At 69.1% G+C, this 16,068-nt stretch carries 13 protein-coding genes and 1 pseudogene; 9 read left to right on the forward strand and 5 right to left on the reverse strand.

What is annotated here, in order from left to right:
- Positions 1-573: ribonucleotide-diphosphate reductase subunit beta (locus Q7T09_RS01735; protein WP_304697241.1), on the forward strand; the 573-nt coding region annotated here is incomplete at its 5' end.
- 139 nt (positions 574-712) lie between these two features.
- On the opposite strand, the gene htpX is transcribed toward Q7T09_RS01735, so the two are convergent.
- The 3 genes from htpX to Q7T09_RS01750 form a co-directional block, all read right to left on the reverse strand.
- Positions 713-1,645 (reverse strand): zinc metalloprotease HtpX, encoded by a 933-nt coding sequence (gene htpX, locus Q7T09_RS01740; RefSeq protein ID WP_304697242.1) that lies wholly within the window; start codon positions 1,643-1,645, stop codon positions 713-715.
- Positions 1,646-1,706: 61 nt separating this feature from the next.
- The gene (locus Q7T09_RS01745) at positions 1,707-3,176 is read right to left on the reverse strand and encodes a bifunctional diguanylate cyclase/phosphodiesterase (RefSeq protein ID WP_304697243.1); all 1,470 of its coding nucleotides are present in this window, start codon (positions 3,174-3,176) and stop codon (positions 1,707-1,709) included.
- Positions 3,177-3,293: 117 nt separating this feature from the next.
- Complete coding sequence (locus tag Q7T09_RS01750) at positions 3,294-4,541, reverse strand: dicarboxylate/amino acid:cation symporter (protein ID WP_304697244.1); 1,248 nt, start codon at positions 4,539-4,541, stop codon at positions 3,294-3,296.
- 114 nt (positions 4,542-4,655) lie between these two features.
- On the opposite strand from Q7T09_RS01750, the gene Q7T09_RS01755 reads away from it, so the two are divergent.
- From Q7T09_RS01755 to Q7T09_RS01775, 5 genes are all read left to right on the forward strand, one after another.
- Positions 4,656-6,110, forward strand: a complete 1,455-nt coding sequence (locus tag Q7T09_RS01755; RefSeq protein ID WP_304697245.1) for an AMP nucleosidase — start codon at positions 4,656-4,658, stop codon at positions 6,108-6,110.
- Between the two features lie 118 nt (positions 6,111-6,228).
- Complete coding sequence (locus Q7T09_RS01760) at positions 6,229-6,405, forward strand: oxidoreductase-like domain-containing protein (RefSeq protein WP_304697246.1); 177 nt, start codon at positions 6,229-6,231, stop codon at positions 6,403-6,405.
- A gap of 53 nt (positions 6,406-6,458) precedes the next feature.
- On the forward strand, positions 6,459-7,235 hold the full coding sequence (locus Q7T09_RS01765) for a tyrosine-protein phosphatase (protein WP_304697247.1): 777 nt from the start codon (positions 6,459-6,461) through the stop codon (positions 7,233-7,235).
- 235 nt (positions 7,236-7,470) lie between these two features.
- Positions 7,471-8,640: an alanine--glyoxylate aminotransferase family protein gene (locus Q7T09_RS01770; RefSeq protein ID WP_304697248.1), complete on the forward strand. Its 1,170-nt coding sequence runs from the start codon at positions 7,471-7,473 to the stop codon at positions 8,638-8,640.
- Positions 8,641-8,826: 186 nt separating this feature from the next.
- The gene (locus tag Q7T09_RS01775; RefSeq protein WP_304697249.1) at positions 8,827-10,092 is read left to right on the forward strand and encodes an IS4 family transposase; all 1,266 of its coding nucleotides are present in this window, start codon (positions 8,827-8,829) and stop codon (positions 10,090-10,092) included.
- Here Q7T09_RS01775 and Q7T09_RS01780 read toward each other — a convergent pair.
- On the reverse strand, positions 10,069-10,527 hold the full coding sequence (locus Q7T09_RS01780; protein ID WP_304697250.1) for an endonuclease domain-containing protein: 459 nt from the start codon (positions 10,525-10,527) through the stop codon (positions 10,069-10,071). The two genes, Q7T09_RS01775 and Q7T09_RS01780, sit on opposite strands and share 24 nt — an antisense overlap.
- A 266-nt stretch (positions 10,528-10,793) precedes the next feature.
- Here Q7T09_RS01780 and Q7T09_RS01785 point away from each other — a divergent pair, with 266 nt between their 5' ends.
- A complete protein-coding gene (locus Q7T09_RS01785) occupies positions 10,794-13,010 on the forward strand; it encodes an autotransporter domain-containing protein (RefSeq protein ID WP_304697251.1) in 2,217 nt (738 codons plus the stop codon).
- A 291-nt stretch (positions 13,011-13,301) separates the two neighbouring features.
- Here Q7T09_RS01785 and Q7T09_RS01790 read toward each other — a convergent pair whose 3' ends face one another.
- Positions 13,302-13,940, reverse strand: coding sequence for a hypothetical protein (locus Q7T09_RS01790; protein ID WP_304697252.1), 639 nt, complete (start codon positions 13,938-13,940; stop codon positions 13,302-13,304).
- Between the two features lie 275 nt (positions 13,941-14,215).
- Between Q7T09_RS01790 and Q7T09_RS01795 the strand changes: the two genes are divergently transcribed.
- Positions 14,216-15,652 carry an MFS transporter gene (locus Q7T09_RS01795; RefSeq protein WP_304697253.1) on the forward strand — a complete coding sequence of 479 codons (1,437 nt, stop codon included), beginning with the start codon at positions 14,216-14,218 and terminating at the stop codon, positions 15,650-15,652.
- 219 nt (positions 15,653-15,871) lie between these two features.
- Positions 15,872-16,068, forward strand: a pseudogene (locus Q7T09_RS01800) (aminodeoxychorismate synthase component I); the annotation flags it as partial.

A 16,068-nucleotide genomic window follows, 5' to 3' on the forward strand; every position in this document is an offset into this window, starting at 1 on the left:
ACGCTGGCCATGTTCGGCGGCTTCACCGAGGGCCTGCAGCTGTTCGCCAGCTTCGCCATGCTGATGAACTTCCCGCGCCACAACAAGATGAAGGGCATGGGCCAGATCGTCTCCTGGTCGGTGCGGGACGAGAGCCTGCACTGCGAGGGCATCATCAAGCTCTACCACGCCTTCAACGCCGAGACCGGCGTGGTCACCAAGAGCGTGGCCGACGACATCATCGACTGCTGCAAGACGGTGGTGGGCCTGGAGGACAAGTTCATCGACCTGGCCTTCTCGGCCGGCGAGGTCCAGGGCATGACGCCCGAGGACATCAAGGCCTATATCCGCTTCATCGCCGACTGGCGCCTGCGCCAGCTGCACCTGCCCGAGGTGTTCGGCGGGGTGAAGGAAAATCCGCTGCCCTGGCTGCAGTCCATGCTGTCGGGCGTCGAGCACGCCAACTTCTTCGAGGCCCGCTCCACCGAATATTCCAAGGCCGCCACCAAGGGCCAATGGCACGGGGAAGCCGGCGTCTGGGCCGAGTTCGACCGCTCGCTGTCGCGCCGCGGCGAGAACGTTCCGGCCGAGTAGGGCCTCAGGCGGCCCTGGTCACGGTGACGAGCAGCCAGGTCCGCTCTTCCCGCTCATAGCTGTGGCCGGTGGCCTGGCGGATCGTGATTTCCGCCCAGGGCCCGGCCTGACCGTAGGCCCCCCGCCGCAGCCGAGGTCGCTAGCTCCAGGGGCCTCGCGCGGACGGGGTGACCGGAACCGCAGTGCCCGCCCGCCGCGTGCCGGTCACGGCCGCGCCGCCGCCCGCCAGCTTCATCAGGGCGGCCACCCGGTTCTGGGTCGCAGGGTGGGTGGAGAACAGGTTGTCCGCCCCCTGGCCCGACAGCGGGTTGATGATGAACATGTGGCTGGTGGCCGGATTGCGCTCGGCCTGGTGATTGATCATCCCGCCCCGGGCATAGGCCTCGATCTTCTGCAGGGCCGAGGCCAGGGCCTGGGGATCGCCGCTGATCTCCGCGCCGCCGGCGTCGGCGCCGTATTCGCGGTGGCGGCTGATGGCCATCTGCACCAGGGCCGCGGCGATGGGGGCCAGGATGGCGAGCGCGATGGTCCCGATCACGCCGCCCGGCCGGTCGCGGTCATTGCCGCCGAAGAAGAAGGCGAAGTTGGCCAGCGCCGAGATGGCCCCGGCGATGGTGGCCGTGACGGTCATGGTGAGGGTGTCGCGGTTCTTCACATGGGCCAGTTCGTGGGCCATCACGCCGTGGATCTCACGGCGGTCCAGCATGCGCAGCAAGCCCAGGTTGGCGGCGACGGCGGCGTGTTCCGGATCGCGCCCGGTGGCGAAGGCGTTGGGCTGCTCGGAATTGATCAGATAGACCTTGGGCCGCGGCAGGCCCGCGCGATCGGACAGGTCGTGGACGTCGGCGGCGAAGCTTCGCACCAGCAAATCCGGGTGGCTCTCGTCCACCTCCGTCGCGCCGTACATCCGCAGCACGATCTTGTCGGCGTTCCAGTAGCTGATGGCGTTCATCGTCACCGCCATCAGGAAGGCGATCGCCATCCCGCTGGGTCCGGCGATCAGATAGCCGACGCCGACGAAGAGCGCGGTCAGCGCCGCGAGCAGGGTGAAGGTTCGAAGGTGGTTGCGCATGGGTCCTATGGCGGCCTGAAAGGTCGACACCGATATGGGGATCGCGCCCCGCCCCGCCAAGCTATCCGGCGTTGCGCAAGGGAATGGGCGTGACCGCCGGCCCCGCCGGGGCCCAGGCCGCGGCGCTCTCCAGCAGGCGGGCCTCGACCTGCTCGGCCGGCATGGGCCGGGCGAAGAGATAGCCCTGCAGCCGGTCGCAACCGGCGGCGCGCAGGAAGAGGGCCTGAGCCTCGTCCTCGACGCCCTCGGCGACGATCTGGCATTGCAGCGAGGTCGCCGCCTGCAGCATGGAGCGCAGCAGCTTGGAGACCCGGGGGTCACGGCCCACATCCCGGATCAGGGACTGGTCGAGCTTCACCGTATGAATGGGCAGCTGCATCAGGGCGCGCAGGTTGGAATAGCCGGTGCCGAAGTCGTCCAGGGCCACCCGGACACCACAGGCCGCCAGTCGCTCGATATGGCGGCGCGCCAGGTTCAGGTCGTCCACCAGGAAGGTCTCGGTGATCTCGACGGTGAGCGCCGTGGCCGGCAGGTCGGTCGTCCGCAGCCGACGGATCAGGTTGCGGGAGAAGGCCGGGTCCAGCAGTTCGCGGGGCGAGACGTTGCAGGAGACGGTGTCGATCAGGCCCTGGGCCACCCAGGGGGCGGCGCGCTGGCAGGCGGCGGCGAACACCGCGGCGTCCATCTGGCCGATCAGCCCCAGCTCCTCGGCCAGCGGCACGAAGGTCGCGGGCAGTAGCAGGCCCTGCTCGGGATGGTTCCAGCGCGCCAGCACCTCGACCCCGACGATCCGCCCGTTCTTTGCGTCCACCACCGGTTGGTACCACGGGACGATCTGGCCCTCGGGAATGGCGCGGCGCAGGTCGCCCTCCAGGCTGTTGCGCCGGTCGCTGGCTTCCCGCAGCTCGCGGTCGAAGATCGAGAACCGGCGCCCGCCCCCGGCCTTGGCGCGGTAGAGGGCCATGTCGGCGAAGCGCTGCAGGTCGGTGGCGTCCGCCGCGTTGTCGGGGAACGCCGCCACCCCCACCGAGGCGCTGGGGGCGACCGTGCGGCCATAGATCCAATAGGCCTGGGCCAGGGCGGCGGTGAGTTGCTCGGCGCGCGCCGCCACATCTGGGTCGGAGGTGATCAGGGCGAATTCGTCCCCCCCCAGGCGAGCCACCAGGTCGCCGTGGCGGGCTTGGCCGCGCAGGCGCGTGCCCATCTCGTTGAGCAGCAGGTCCCCGGCGTGGTGCCCCAGGGTGTCGTTGAGGTGCTTGAAGTGGTCCAGGTCGATGACGAAGAGGGCCACCCGGTCCCCCGACTCGTGGGCGTCCTCCAGCCGTTCGATCAGCGCCGAGGTGAAGGCGCCGCGGTTGAGCAGGCCGGTCAGGCCGTCGGTGCGGGCCAGATGCAGGGTGAGCGCCCGCTCGGCCTCCAGCTCGTCGACCCGGCGCCCCAGGGCGGCGCTGAGGCGCTCGAACTCTTCGGTGGCGCGGCGCAGGTCCTCGGTCTTGGCGGCGAGCAGGGTTTCGGCCTCAAGGCGCGCCAAGCGGGCGCCTCCGAACTGGCGTGTCTGCGCCCTGGCCTCCGACATCTCGTCCCCCGCTATGCTCATTTCGGGGGGATATTGGCCGACGAGGCCGGAATCGACCGTTAACGGCGAAGCTTACGCGGCTTGAGGTTCGGCCTCGGGGTTTTCGATCTGGCCTTCCCACTTGGCGACCACGGCGGCGGCGACGGAATTGCCCACCACGTTGGTGGCCGAGCGGCCCATGTCCAGCAGGTGATCGACGGCCAGGATCAGGATCAGGCCGGCCTCGGGCAGCTTGAAGTAGGACAGGGTGGCGGCGATCACCACCAGGGAGGCCCGCGGCACCCCGGCCATGCCCTTGGAGGTCACCATCAGCAGGGCCAGCATGGTGATCTGCTGGCCGATGGACAGGTCGATCCCATAGGCCTGGGCGATGAACAACACCGCGAAGGTGCAGTACATCATCGAGCCGTCCAGGTTGAACGAGTATCCCAGCGGCAGGACGAAGCTGGCCACCTTGCGCGACACGCCCCACTTCTGGAGCTCCTCCAGGGTGCGCGGATAGGCGGCTTCCGAGGAGGCGGTGGAGAAGGCCAGCAGGGCCGGCTGGCGGATGGCGCTCACCAGCTTCAGGCCGCGGACCCCGACGATCAGGATCAGGACCCCGATCAGCAGGGCCCAGAGGATGCCCAGCGACAGGTAGAAGCCGCCGACGAAGGCGAAATAGGTCGCCAGGATGTCCAGGCCCTGGACGGCGATGGTGGAGGCCAGGGCGGCGAAGATGGCGAGCGGCGCGGTCTTCATCACATAGCCGGTCACCTTGAGCATGATGGCGGCGATCTGCTCCACCAGGGCCAGGACCGCGGGCGCCTTGTCGTCGATGGCCGCCACCGCGGTGCCGACGAAGACAGAGAAGATCACGATCTGCAGGATCTCGTTGTTGGCCATGGCCTCGACGATGGACTTGGGCACCAGGTGGGTGATGAAGTCGCGCAGGGTGAACTTCGACACATCCACCGCCGCGCCCGCCGCCACATCCGGATTGGGCAGGGCCAGGCCCGAGCCCGGATGCAGCAGGTGGGACATGACCAGGCCGATGGTGAGCGAGACGATGGAGGCGGTGATGAACCAGCCCAGCGCCTTGGCTCCGACCCGGCCGACGGTGGCGGCGTCCTCCATGTGGGCGATACCGGCCACCAGGGTGGCGAACACCAGGGGGGCGATGATCATCTTGATCAGCCGCAGGAAGACGTCGGTGATGATGGAGAGGTTGTCGGCCACCGTCTTGGCCTGGTCGGGGCTGGCGTACTGGTTCACGGCCCAACCGACGGCGACGCCCAGCACCATGGCGCCGACGATGAAGGCGGTGAACAGGCGATTCATGGCAAACCCTTGCGAAGGACCGAGAGCCGGCCTTTGTCGCCGGGATGGGCCCCCGCGTCCATACCGGCGCGTGCGGCGTCTCGAAACCTTGGCCGGGCTGCGCTAGGTTGGATCATGAACCCTGACACCGAGGCGGCCGCGATCGTCGCGAAGCTGAACGCCGAATACCAGCGGAGCGTCGGCGCCCTGCGGGACGCCCTGAAGATCTTCCTGGCCGGCGGCCCGCCGCCCGACCCCGCGGTCCGCGCCGACGGCGCCTTCGTCTATCCCGAGCTGCGTCTGACCTGGCCGCCGGGCCAGAGCTTCCCGAGGCTCAGCCGCGCCTACGCCCGGCTCTCGGCGCCCGGCAAGTACGCGGTGACCGTGACCCGGCCCGACCTGTTCGGCGACTATCTGATCGAGCAGATCACCCTGCTGCTGACCGACTTCAAGGTGGAGATCAGCGTGGGCCGCTCCAGCCAGGAGATGCCCTTTCCCTATGTGCTGGACGGGGCCGTGGACATCGCCATGGCCGACATCGGCTCGGCCGACATCGCCCGGCATTTCCCCACAACTGAGCTGTCCGCCATCGGGGACGAGATCGCCGACGGCTTCTGGAGCCCGGCCCTGGAGGAGGCCCGACCCCTGGCCCTGTTCGACGGCCTGCGGACCGACTTCTCGCTGGCCCGCCTGACCCACTACACCGGGGCGCCGGCCGAGCATGTGCAGCAGTACATCCTGTTCACCAACTACCACCGCTATGTGGACGAGTTCGTCCGCTGGGGCTGCGAGCAGCTCAAGGTTCCGGGCAGTCCGTTCACGGCGCTCTCGGCCTCGGGGCGGGTGATGGTGACCGCCGACAGCGAGACCCCCGAGCAGCAGATCGCCGACGGGCCCTGGCGGCGCCACCAGATGCCGGCCTATCACCTGATGGCTGAGGGCCGGGTCGGGATCACCCTGGTGAACATCGGGGTCGGGCCCTCCAACGCCAAGACCATCACCGATCACCTGGCGGTGCTGCGGCCCCAGGCCTGGCTGATGATCGGCCACTGCGGGGGGCTGCGGGGCTCCCAGACCATCGGCGACTATGTGCTGGCCCACGCCTATCTGCGGGACGACCACGTGCTGGACGACGTCCTGCCGCCGGCCATCCCCATCCCCCCCATCGCCGAGGTGCAGGTGGCCCTGGGCCGGGCCGCCGAGCAGGTCACCGGGGAGACCGGGGAGGTGCTGAAGAAGCGGCTGCGGACCGGGACGGTGGTCACCACCGACGACCGCAACTGGGAGCTCCGGTTCTCGGTCAGCGCCCTGCGGTTCAACCAGTCCCGGGCGGTGGCCATCGACATGGAGAGCGCCACCATCGCCGCGCAAGGCTATAGGTTCCGGGTGCCCTATGGGACCCTGCTGTGCGTCTCCGACAAGCCGCTGCACGGGGAGATCAAGCTGCCGGGCCAGGCCAACGCCTTCTATGAGCGGGCCATCGGCCAGCACCTGCAGATCGGCATCGCCACCATGGCCCTGCTCCGCGACGAGGGTCCGAGGCTGCATTCGCGCAAGCTTCGGAGCTTCGACGAGCCGCCGTTCCGCTGAACATGTCGGTGGTCGCGGATGGAGGAAAACGGGTTCGTCGACGGTGGGCCACGAGGCCTTGCCTGGTAAGGAAATCGGGCCCGCCAACTGGCCGACATGCGCCAACATCTGACCGACGATGACCGACGAACCCACAGTTCCCAAGCGGCCCAAGACGCCCGATCCGATGGAGTGCTGCCGGCGCGGCTGTTATCCCTGCATCTTCGACTATCACGACACGGCGATGGAGCGCTGGGCGGCGCGGGTGCGGGCCCTGGGGCTCGATCCGGACGAGATTCCCGCCGAGGCAGGTTGATCAGCGCCGCTCAAGATTGCATTCCCCGGCGCCGCGGCGTTAGAGGGTCGTCCATGACCCGACACATCGCCTTCGAAGGCATCGAGAACTTCCGCGACTTCGGCGGCTACGACACCGCCTGCGGGCGCGGCCTGAAGCCCGGCGTCCTCTACCGCTCGGCCAATCACGGCCAGGCCACCGACGCCGACCTGGCCAAGATGGCGGAGCTCGGCATCACCACCATCGTCGACCTGCGCCGCCGCCGCGAGCGCGACCGGGAGCCGTCGCGCCGCTGGCCGGGGTTTTCCGGCCAGGTGATCGAGAACGACATCGAGGGCGTGGAGACCGACTGGGCCGAGGGCATCGCGGCGGCGCAGCGGGTGGACGCCGACTGGTTCCGAAGGGACAGTCTTGGGTTCTACCGCGAGGCGCCGCACGCCCCGCGCCACGTCGACCTGTTCCGCCGCTACTTCCGGGCCATCGCCGACAGCGACGGCGCCCTGGTGGTGCACTGCGCGGCGGGCAAGGACCGCACCGGCCTGATCTGCGCGCTGACCCACCACATCGCCGGCGTCCACCGCGACGACACGCTGGCCGACTACCTGGCCACCAACAACGAAGAGCGGATGGCCGCGCGGATGGACTTCCTGCGCACCTACATCCTGGACCTCACCGGCAGACACGTGGACGATGACGGCCTGCGCCAGGCCGCCAGCGTGCATCCGGACTATCTCGACCACGGCCTGTCGGCGATCTCCGAAAGCCACGGCGGCATCGACCGCTATCTGGAGGAGGTGCTGGAGGTGGACTCGAGCCTGCGGGCGAGGATCGAGGCGCGGATACTGCGGTGACCTCCGCGCAGATGCTCCCCTCCTGGGGGAGCTGTCAGCAAAGCTGACTGAGGGGGACTTTGACTCTCGTTTGCTGAGGTCCGTGTCGACTACGTCGATCCCCCTCCGTCAGCCGGCTTCGCCGTCTGCCACCTCCCCCACATCGGCCTGAGGCCTGGGGGAGGATCTGAAAACGCCTTCCCCTTCTTCCCCTCGCGGCCTAATCGTCCCGCGCCATCTTGTTCGGGGACATCTCATGCAGAGCTTCCAGCCGCCGCGCCGCATCCTGATGGGGCCTGGCCCCTCCGACGTCAGCCCGCGGGTTCTGGCGGCCTGCGCGCGGCCGACCATCGGTCACCTGGACCCGGCCTTCCAGGACCTGATGGAGGAGATCAAGGCGGGGCTGTCGCGGCTGTTCAACGCCGACGGCTATGCCTGCGTGCCGCTGCCGGCCCCCGGCACCGCCGGGATGGAGGCGGCGATCATGAACCTGCTGGAGCCTGGCGACCGGGCGGTGATCGCCATCAACGGCGCCTTCGGCGGCCGCATGGCCGACATGGCCGACCGGGCCGGCGCCGAGGTGGTCAAGGTGGAGTTCGAATGGGGCCAGCCCGTCGACCCGGAAAGGATCGAGGCCGCGATGGCGGGGGGGCCGGTGAAGGTCCTGGCCTTCGTCCATGCCGAGACCTCCACCGGCGCCAAGAGCGACGCCGCCGCCCTGTGCGCCCTGGCCCGCAAGTACGGCGCCCTGTCGGTCGTCGACTGCGTCACCTCCCTGGGGGGCATCGTGGTGGACGCCGCGGCCTGGGACGCCGACGTGATCTATTCCGGCACCCAGAAGTGCCTCTCGGCGCCGCCCGGCCTGTCGCCGATCTGCCTGTCGAAGCGGGCCCAGGACGCCATCACCGGGCGCAAGACCAAGGTCCGAAACTGGCTCTTGGATTTCAACCTGCTGATGGCCTACTGGGGCGGCGAGGGCGGCCGGACCTATCACCACACGGCGCCGATCAACGCATTATATGGGCTCCATGAGAGCCTGGTGGCCCTGTTCGAGGAAGGCCAGCAGGCCGTGCTGGTCCGCCACGCCCGCAGCCACGAGGCCCTGGCCGCCGGGATCGAGGCCGCCGGCCTGAAATTCCTGGTGGAGCCGGCCCACCGCCTGCCGCAGCTCAACGCCGTGATCGTGCCCGAGGGGATCGACGAGGCCGCCGTGCGCGCCCATGTGCTGGCCAAATGGGACCTGGAGCTGGGGGCGGGGCTTGGTCCCCTGAAGGGCAAGATCTGGCGCATCGGCCTGATGGGCGCCTCGGCCACCCCCTGGCACGTGCGGGTCTGCCTGACCGCCCTGTGCGAGGCGTTGAGCGCCCAGGGGTTTGCGACCGACGGCGCGGCGGCGGTGGCCGCGGCCGAGGCGACGCTGGGGTAGGGCGCGGCTTAGCGGCCCGGCCCCCTCACCCATCCTCTCCCCCGCAAGAGCTACCGCATTCACACATCTGCATTTGAGGGTGTTGTGGAAGTCTGATTCCCTGAGTTGGTCATGATGGGAGCAGGCGATGTTGGATGTGACGCTGGGGCGGTTTGGCGACCGCCGCCTGGAAAAAGGGGGGCCTTCTTGCATGCTCGTCTGGTGGAGACGGGTGGGCGGGGTCTTCGGGTCCGCCGGCTTGGCGGCGATCGGGCTGGAGAGATCCGCCTGACGCGTCTGCTGCGCAACGATGCGGTGACGATCGAGGAGATGGCGGCCGAGGCGGGTCGTCGCACGGCGCAGCGTTGCGCCGGCCGCCGCGTGCTGGCGATCCAGGACACGACGGTGGTGCGATCGGACGGCGGTGGGGGCCTTTACGCGCATCCGGTTCTTGTGGTGGACGCCGAGGAGGGGTCGATCCTGGGGTTGGCGCACGCCGCCTTCCTGAGCCGGGACAAGGGGCTCAAGGCGTCGCGGCGGGCCAAGCTGGTCAAGGACAAACAGAGCCAGCGGTGGTTGGACGGGGCGGCCAAGGCCGCCGAGGTCTGCGCCGCGGCGACGCAGGTGACGGTGATCTCCGACCGGGAGAGCGACATCTTCGCGGCCTTCGCCGCGTGTCCGGCGGGGGTCGATCTGCTGGTGCGCGCGGCCCATGACAGAAGCCTGGAGGATGGGGGGCGATTGTTCGAGCGGGTGGACGCCCTGCCGGTGGCCGGACGGGCCAGGCTCGATCTCCCGGCCAAGCCCGGCCGCAAGGCGCGTGTGGCCCAGGTGGTGATCCGTTTCGCCGGCGTGGAACTGGCCCGGCCCCGCCATGGCCTCGCAGCCGACCTGCCCAAGAGCGTGAGCCTCACCCTGGTGGACGTGCGCGAGGTCGATCCGCCGCCCGGCGAGGTCGTCCACTGGCGATTGCTGACCACCCAGCCCGTGGACGATGCGGTTCAGGCCTTCGCCGTCGCCGACCTCTATCGTCGCCGCTGGGCCATCGAGCAGCTGTTCAGGACCTTGAAGACCCAGGGCTTCGACATCGAAGGCCTGCTCATCGGCCAGGAGGCGCCGCTGCGCCGCCTAGTCATGGCCACGCTCATCGCCGCCGTCACCATCCAGCAACTCGTCCACGCCCGCGATGGCGTCCAGGGCCAAGCCCCGCTCAGACCCATGCTCGACGCCTTCGATCCCGAGGACACGACCTTGCTTGAGGCCTTCTGCGAAAGGCTCCAGGGCAAGACCAAACGACAGAAGAACCCTCACCCCAAGGGGTCTCTCGCCTATGCCGCATGGGTTTGCGCCCGCCTCGGCGGATGGACCGGATACTACGGAAAACCCGGCCCCGTCGTCATGCTCAACGGATGGCTCGACTTCCAGGCCGCAAAGCGAGGCGTCGCACTCTTAGCCCCCAACGCCGATGTGTGAATCCGGTAGCCCGCAAGAGGGGGAGAGGAGGTTGCTGGAGGTTGGCCCCGGTTCCTCCTCTCCCCCCCTGGGGGAGAGGTTGGGTGAGGGGGTCTCGCCGCCGCAGGCGGCGAGGATGACGTCGCAGGCGGCGCTGCGGAACTCCAGGACGTACGAATTCCAGAAGCGGATCACCCGGAAACCCTGGGCCTGGAGATAGGCGGTGCGGCGCGCGTCATAGGCGAGCGTTTCCGAATGCTGGCCGCCGTCCAGTTCGACGACCAGGGCGGCCTCGAGGCAGAGGAAGTCGGCGATATAGGGCCCGACCGGGACCTGCCTGCGCCACTTCCAGCCGCCGAGGCGCCGCGCGCGCAGGACGTGCCAGAGGCGGGCCTCGGCGTGGGTCTGTGTCGCGCGCAGGCTGCGGGCCCTGGCTGTCGGCGCGTTGCGGCTCATCGGCCCCCTCACCCATCCTCTCCCCCGCAAGAGGGGGAGAGGATGAGGAAGTTAGCAAAGGTTCTTGTTGTGTTCCAGGTCGCGACTTCGGCCGGAGCGGGCCGGAAGGACGCCATGGAACCGACCCCCTCACGGGGCGCTTAGGAAGCGCCACGTTTCCGCCTTTTGGCGCGCAGCGAGGCTCCGGCGGTGCTTTTCAGGCGGCCCGCGCCACCCAGCGGCAAGACCTCTTCGCAGACTGCTTACGGACCCTGGAGGGGGCCACCATGAAGAACATGTATCTGATTCCGCCGCTGAGCCTGGCGCTCGCGGCCCTTTCGACGATGGCCGTGGCGCGCGAGGTGGTGGTGCTGCCTGGCGTGGTCAGCCCGGTGGGCGTCGCCAGCGGGGTCGACACCCAGGGACCGGGGACCCTGACCGTCGGCGCCCAGAACATCAATACCGGCAATGACGCCGGCGGCGGCATCACCAGCTCGGCGGCCAATACGGCCAATGTCCTGTTCAACAACACCTCCACGGTGACGGGCTTCGTCGGCTCCACCGGGACCACCTTCCTCAACATCTCCGCGGGCGCCAACGGCAATACGGTGACCTTCAACGGCCCGGTCTACGCCACCACCTTCACCGTGGCGGGCAGCGGGACGATCAACTTCAATCGCGGCTTCACCAGCAACACCGGCTCGACCCTGGACTTCGCCGGCGATGGCTTCGTGAACGTGGGATCGGGCCAGACCGTCAAGGCGGCCCTGACCAACACCGCCGGCGCCAATACCGGCACCCTGACCCTCAACAACGGCAGCATCTTCGACGGCGCGGTGGGCGCGGCCAGCGGCCTGAAGCTGGTCCGTGTCACCGGCGGCGCCGCCCTGATCACCGGCCAGGTGAAGGCCGGGACCTATAGCCTCGACACCAACACCCTGAACGTGGCCGGCGCCTTCGCCATTCCGGTGGCGGGCACGATCAACACCACCATCTTCAGCCCCTCCCTCTACGGCAAGATCATCCCGGTCGGCGCGGCCACCATCGGCGACGGCCTGAAGGTGCTGGTGACGGTCACCGGACCGATCGCCAATGGCACCAGCTTCAACATCGTCGACGCCACCAGCGGCAGCAGCGGCAGCACGGTGACGGCCACCAGCAACACCCTGCGCTACGCCTTCTCCGCGGCGCCCACCACGGCGGGCCTGGTGCGGATCACCACCACCCAGATCCCTCTGGTGGACGTGGTGACCCCGGTGGTGGTTCCTCCCGTGGTCCCCGGCGTCCCGGTGGTTCCCGGCGCGCCGGTGGTCAACCCGGTGCTGCCCATCGTCATCGCCCCGGTGATCGACGCCCTGCCGGTGACCCCGACCAACCTGGGAATCCTGACGGCCATCACCCTGCTGCCCGACGCCCCGGCGATCGCCGCGGCCCTGGCCCAGCTCGGTCCGGGCACCGCCAACCTGGCCTCGCCCCAGGTGGCCTTCCGGGCCACCCAGCGGTTCCAGGACCTGTGGGCCTCCCATCTCGAGGGCCAGCAGTCCTGCAGCCAGGACAGCCAGATGCGCGACCGGCAAGTCCGCCGCGCGGCCGACGCCTCGGCCTGCCAGGTCGATGACGACCGGCGTCCGCACCTGTGGATGACGGGGTTCGGATACGAGCGGTCCCCCTTCAGCTCCGACCGGCAGGGCGACGTCGCCGGCTATGAGGGCAACGAGTCCCGCATCGCCGGGGCCATGGTGGCCTATGACGCGCCGATCGGCGACAACGCGCGGGCGGGCCTGGGCCTGCGCTACGGCCTCTCGTCCATCGACGGAAACAACGGCGCCGCCGGGGTCAATCCGGCCCGCAGCCATGGGAACATCAGCTCTTACCAGGCGACGGCCTATGTCGGTTACGCCCCGGGGCCCTGGTTCCTCAACGGCTCCATCGCCTACGGCTTCGACAACTATTCGGGCTTCCGCCACGTGGCCTTCACCGGCGTCGACAGCACGGCGGTCGCCGACTACGGCGGCAGCCAGTTCACCGCCTTCGGGACCACGGGCTATCACTTCCAGCTCGGCGACGGGCGGACGGTGGTCACCCCCTATGCGACCCTGCAGTACACCGACCTGCGGACCGAGGCCTATACCGAGACCGGCGACCCGGCGCTCAACCTGAAGGTCGCCGCCCAGCAGTACGACTTCCTGCAGAGCGGCCTGGGGGTGAAGGTCTCCCGCGACATTCCGCTCTCCGGGTCGCGGGTCTTCCGGCCCGAGATCCACGGCAAGTGGCTGCACTCGCTGAGCGAGGAGAAGATGACCAACACCTCGGCCTTCGAAAGCGGCGGCCCGGCCTTCACCATCAGCGGCCTGAAGGCCGATCCCGACACCTTCAATGTCGGGGCGGGCTTCACCTACAAGAGCCCCGGCGCCTGGTCGGTGGGCGGCGGCTACGACTATCTGTGGCGCGACCAGAACTATTCGGCCCACCAGCTGATGGTGAGCTTCCTTCTGCGGCTCTGAGACCTGACGGAGGGCTCCGCGGCGCGGGGCCCTCCCCAGATCCTCCCCCAGCGCGAAGCGCGGTTTGGGGGAGGTGGCGCGCGCCAGCGGCGCGTGACGGAGGGGGCGGTCGGCAGGGCGCCCGCAAACAAGAGTCCCCAGCCTTCGCTATGCGAAGGCGTTCGTCTCTGAGATCGACAAGTCCTTGTCGATCTCATCCGGCTCGCAAGCGCGAGCCGGAGTTCCTCACCCCCTCAGTCAGCCTGCGGCTGACAGCTCCCCCAGAGGGGGAGCATCTGTTGGGGGGGACTCCTACATCGGCGGCGCCTTGCCCTTTTCGCCGGTGGAGATGGCGTTGGTGGTCAGGCCCTTGGCGCTCGGCTGGGCGACCAGGAAGACCGAAACGCCTGGCTTGATCATCGCCCGCTCGCCCGGGGTGATCTGGACGATGGGGACGTTCTTGGGCACCACGATGTGGCGGGTCCCGTAGGAATAGGTGACGTCCAGCTCCTGGCCGTTCTTGCTGGCCACCACCTTGCCCACCGTGCCGTTGGTCATCATCGAGCCCTTCTTCAGGTCCCAGGCGTAGTGGCCCTCGCCCATCTTCACGCCGGGCGGGAAGATGTGGACCTCCAGGGATTTCCCGCGGCCGTCCTTCTGGGGCATCTCGGCGGTGCCGATGAAGCTGCCCGGCTGGATGGCGGCCACGGTGATCGGCTTCATCACCGAGACGGTCCAGGTCGGCGCCAGGTTCACGGTGACCTCCTTGCCCTCCCTGGTCTTCAGCACCAGGGCGTCGACCTTGGCGACCTTGACCACGCCGCGCACGATCTGCGGGGCGATCCGGGTGGCGGGCGCCTGGCGCACGATGGCCGGCGACGGCTGGGCCAGGGCCGGCGCTGCGGCCAGGGCGAGCGCGGCGGCGAGGGCGGCCCGGCGGGGAAGCGTCATGGAGCGGGTCTTTCGGTTGAGGGGTTTGGCGACGGTAGCAGCCCCGGTGCGCAAGTCACGCGGCGGCGAGGATGACGTCGCGCTGAGGGCGGGCTGTCGGCGCGTTGCGGCTCATCGGCCCCCTCACCCATCCTCTCCCCCGCAAGAGGGGGAGAGGAGGAGGAACGTTAGTCAAAGTTCTGGTTATGTTCCATCGAGAACTTTCGACTCTACATCGCCAACCAAGGGGCTAACCTCCGCCCCAGCCGCCGTCAGAGCGGGCTGGGAGGATGCTGGTGAGTGAGACGCACGGGGCCTCGGCCATTCTCGATCCGCCGGCGATCGCCGGCGTGGGCGGCGATGGGCCGCTGAGCAAGGGCGGGGCCGCCTGGGCGGTCTTCGAGGGGGCGCGGAACCCCTATGTGGTGCTGATCACCATCTATGTCTTCATGCCCTATGTGTCCTCGACCATGGTGGGCGATCCCGTCCGGGGCCAGCAGATCATCTCGGCCTGGAGCCAGTACGCGGGCTGGATCGTGATGGCCACGGCGCCGTTCCTGGGCGCCTCCATCGACAAGCTGGGGCGGCGCAAGGGTTGGCTGGCCCTGGTGGTGATGACCATGGTCCCGGCCATCTTCGCCCTGTGGTGGGGCAAGCCGGACGGGTCGGGCCTGTCGGTCACCGCCATCATGGCCCTGTCGCTGCTGATCGGGGTGCTGTTCTCCTATTCGGAGGTGCTGCACAATTCGCTGCTGGTCCGCGCCGCGGGGCTGGAGGGCGCGCACAAGGCCTCGGGCCTGGCCCTGGCGCTGGGCAATCTCGGCTCAGTGAGCGCGCTGATGTTCTGCGCCTGGGCCTTCGCCCTGCCGGGTCACGTGGACTGGGCCTTCGTGCCCGCCAAGCCGCTGTTCGGGCTCGACGTCGTGATGCACGAGCACGAGCGGATCGTGGCGCCGATCGCCGCGGTGATGTTCGCGATCGGGGCCATCCCGCTGTTCCTGTTCACCCCGGACGCGCCGCGCAGCCAGGTTCCGGCCCTGAAGGCCTTCGCCAGCGGGGCCGGCGAGCTGTGGCGGATGATCAAGGCCATGGGGGGCTACCGGGAGGCGGCGATCTACCTGGCCTCGCGTATGTTCTATTACGACGGCATGACCGCCCTGCTGATCTATTTCGGCATCTATTCGGCCGGGGTGATGAAGTGGGGCGCTCTGGAGTTGCTGATGCTGGGGATCATCCTCAGCGTCCTGGCGGTGCTGGGGGGCTTTGTCGGCCGCTGGCTGGATGCGGGCTTCGGACCCAAGCGGGCGGTGCAGATCGAGATCGGCATGTCGCTGGTGGGCATCATCGCCCTGCTGGGCATGGCGCCGGACCGGATCCTCTATCTGTGGGCCTTCGACCCGGCGGTGCGGCTGTGGGAGGGCATGTTCGGCACCTGGCCGCAGGTGGTCTACATCCTGATCGGCTTCTCCAACGCCATCTTCGTCACCGCCCAATACGCGTCGAGCCGCACCCTGCTGACGAGGCTGACCCCGCCTGAGCAGACCGGGACCTTTTTCGGGGTCTATGCGCTGTCGGGCACGGCGACGGTGTGGCTGGGGTCGTTCCTGGTCAATCTGGGGACCCAGGTGTTCAAGACCCAGCAGGGGGGCTTCGCGGCGATCGCGTTGCTGCTCTTGGTGGGGTTCGTGGGGCTGCTGTTCGTCAAGGGCGGAGACCGGGGGGTGGGCGCCTGACAAACCACGTCATCCCGGCCGCAGCGCAGGGAGAGCCGGGACCCAGGGGCCGCAGTCAATCCCCCTGGGTCCCGGGTCTCCCTGCGGTCGCCCGGGATGACGGAGTGGGTTTACGCCGGCCCATCTTTGCAGGATGACGGCCCTTCCACTCCCAGCCAAAGGCGCACGCTCCTCACCGACTCCTTTCCTTCGACCCCACCGGGCGCTAAGGCCCGGCCCATGCGCGTCGCAGCCCAGCTTCGGACGTCCTGGCGCGAGCCGCTCCAGGTCCTGTCGGCCTTCGCCGGGGAGCCGTGGGCGATCGCCTTCCTGTCCGGCGGGGAGGGGCCTCGGGCCCGGTGGTCCTATCTGGCCCGGAAACCCGAGGCGGTCCTGACGATGCGCGCCGGCGATCCGCGCGATCCCTTCGCGGCGCT

It is taken from the genome of Phenylobacterium sp. (assembly GCF_030645195.1).
Taxonomy (GTDB): domain Bacteria; phylum Pseudomonadota; class Alphaproteobacteria; order Caulobacterales; family Caulobacteraceae; genus Phenylobacterium.

What these genes read in the sequence shown, in the direction of transcription:
- Q7T09_RS01765 (WP_304697247.1), top strand. Translation starts at nt 6,459, where the DNA reads ATGACCCGACACATCGCCTTCGAAGGCATCGAGAACTTCCGCGACTTC.
- Q7T09_RS01785 (WP_304697251.1), top strand. Translation starts at nt 10,794, where the DNA reads ATGAAGAACATGTATCTGATTCCGCCGCTGAGCCTGGCGCTCGCGGCC.
- Q7T09_RS01750 (WP_304697244.1), bottom strand. Translation starts at nt 4,541, where the DNA reads ATGAATCGCCTGTTCACCGCCTTCATCGTCGGCGCCATGGTGCTGGGC.
- Q7T09_RS01760 (WP_304697246.1), top strand. Translation starts at nt 6,229, where the DNA reads ATGACCGACGAACCCACAGTTCCCAAGCGGCCCAAGACGCCCGATCCG.
- Q7T09_RS01755 (WP_304697245.1), top strand. Translation starts at nt 4,656, where the DNA reads ATGAACCCTGACACCGAGGCGGCCGCGATCGTCGCGAAGCTGAACGCC.
- htpX (WP_304697242.1), bottom strand. Translation starts at nt 1,645, where the DNA reads ATGCGCAACCACCTTCGAACCTTCACCCTGCTCGCGGCGCTGACCGCG.
- Q7T09_RS01770 (WP_304697248.1), top strand. Translation starts at nt 7,471, where the DNA reads ATGCAGAGCTTCCAGCCGCCGCGCCGCATCCTGATGGGGCCTGGCCCC.
- Q7T09_RS01780 (WP_304697250.1), bottom strand. Translation starts at nt 10,527, where the DNA reads ATGAGCCGCAACGCGCCGACAGCCAGGGCCCGCAGCCTGCGCGCGACA.
- Q7T09_RS01790 (WP_304697252.1), bottom strand. Translation starts at nt 13,940, where the DNA reads ATGACGCTTCCCCGCCGGGCCGCCCTCGCCGCCGCGCTCGCCCTGGCC.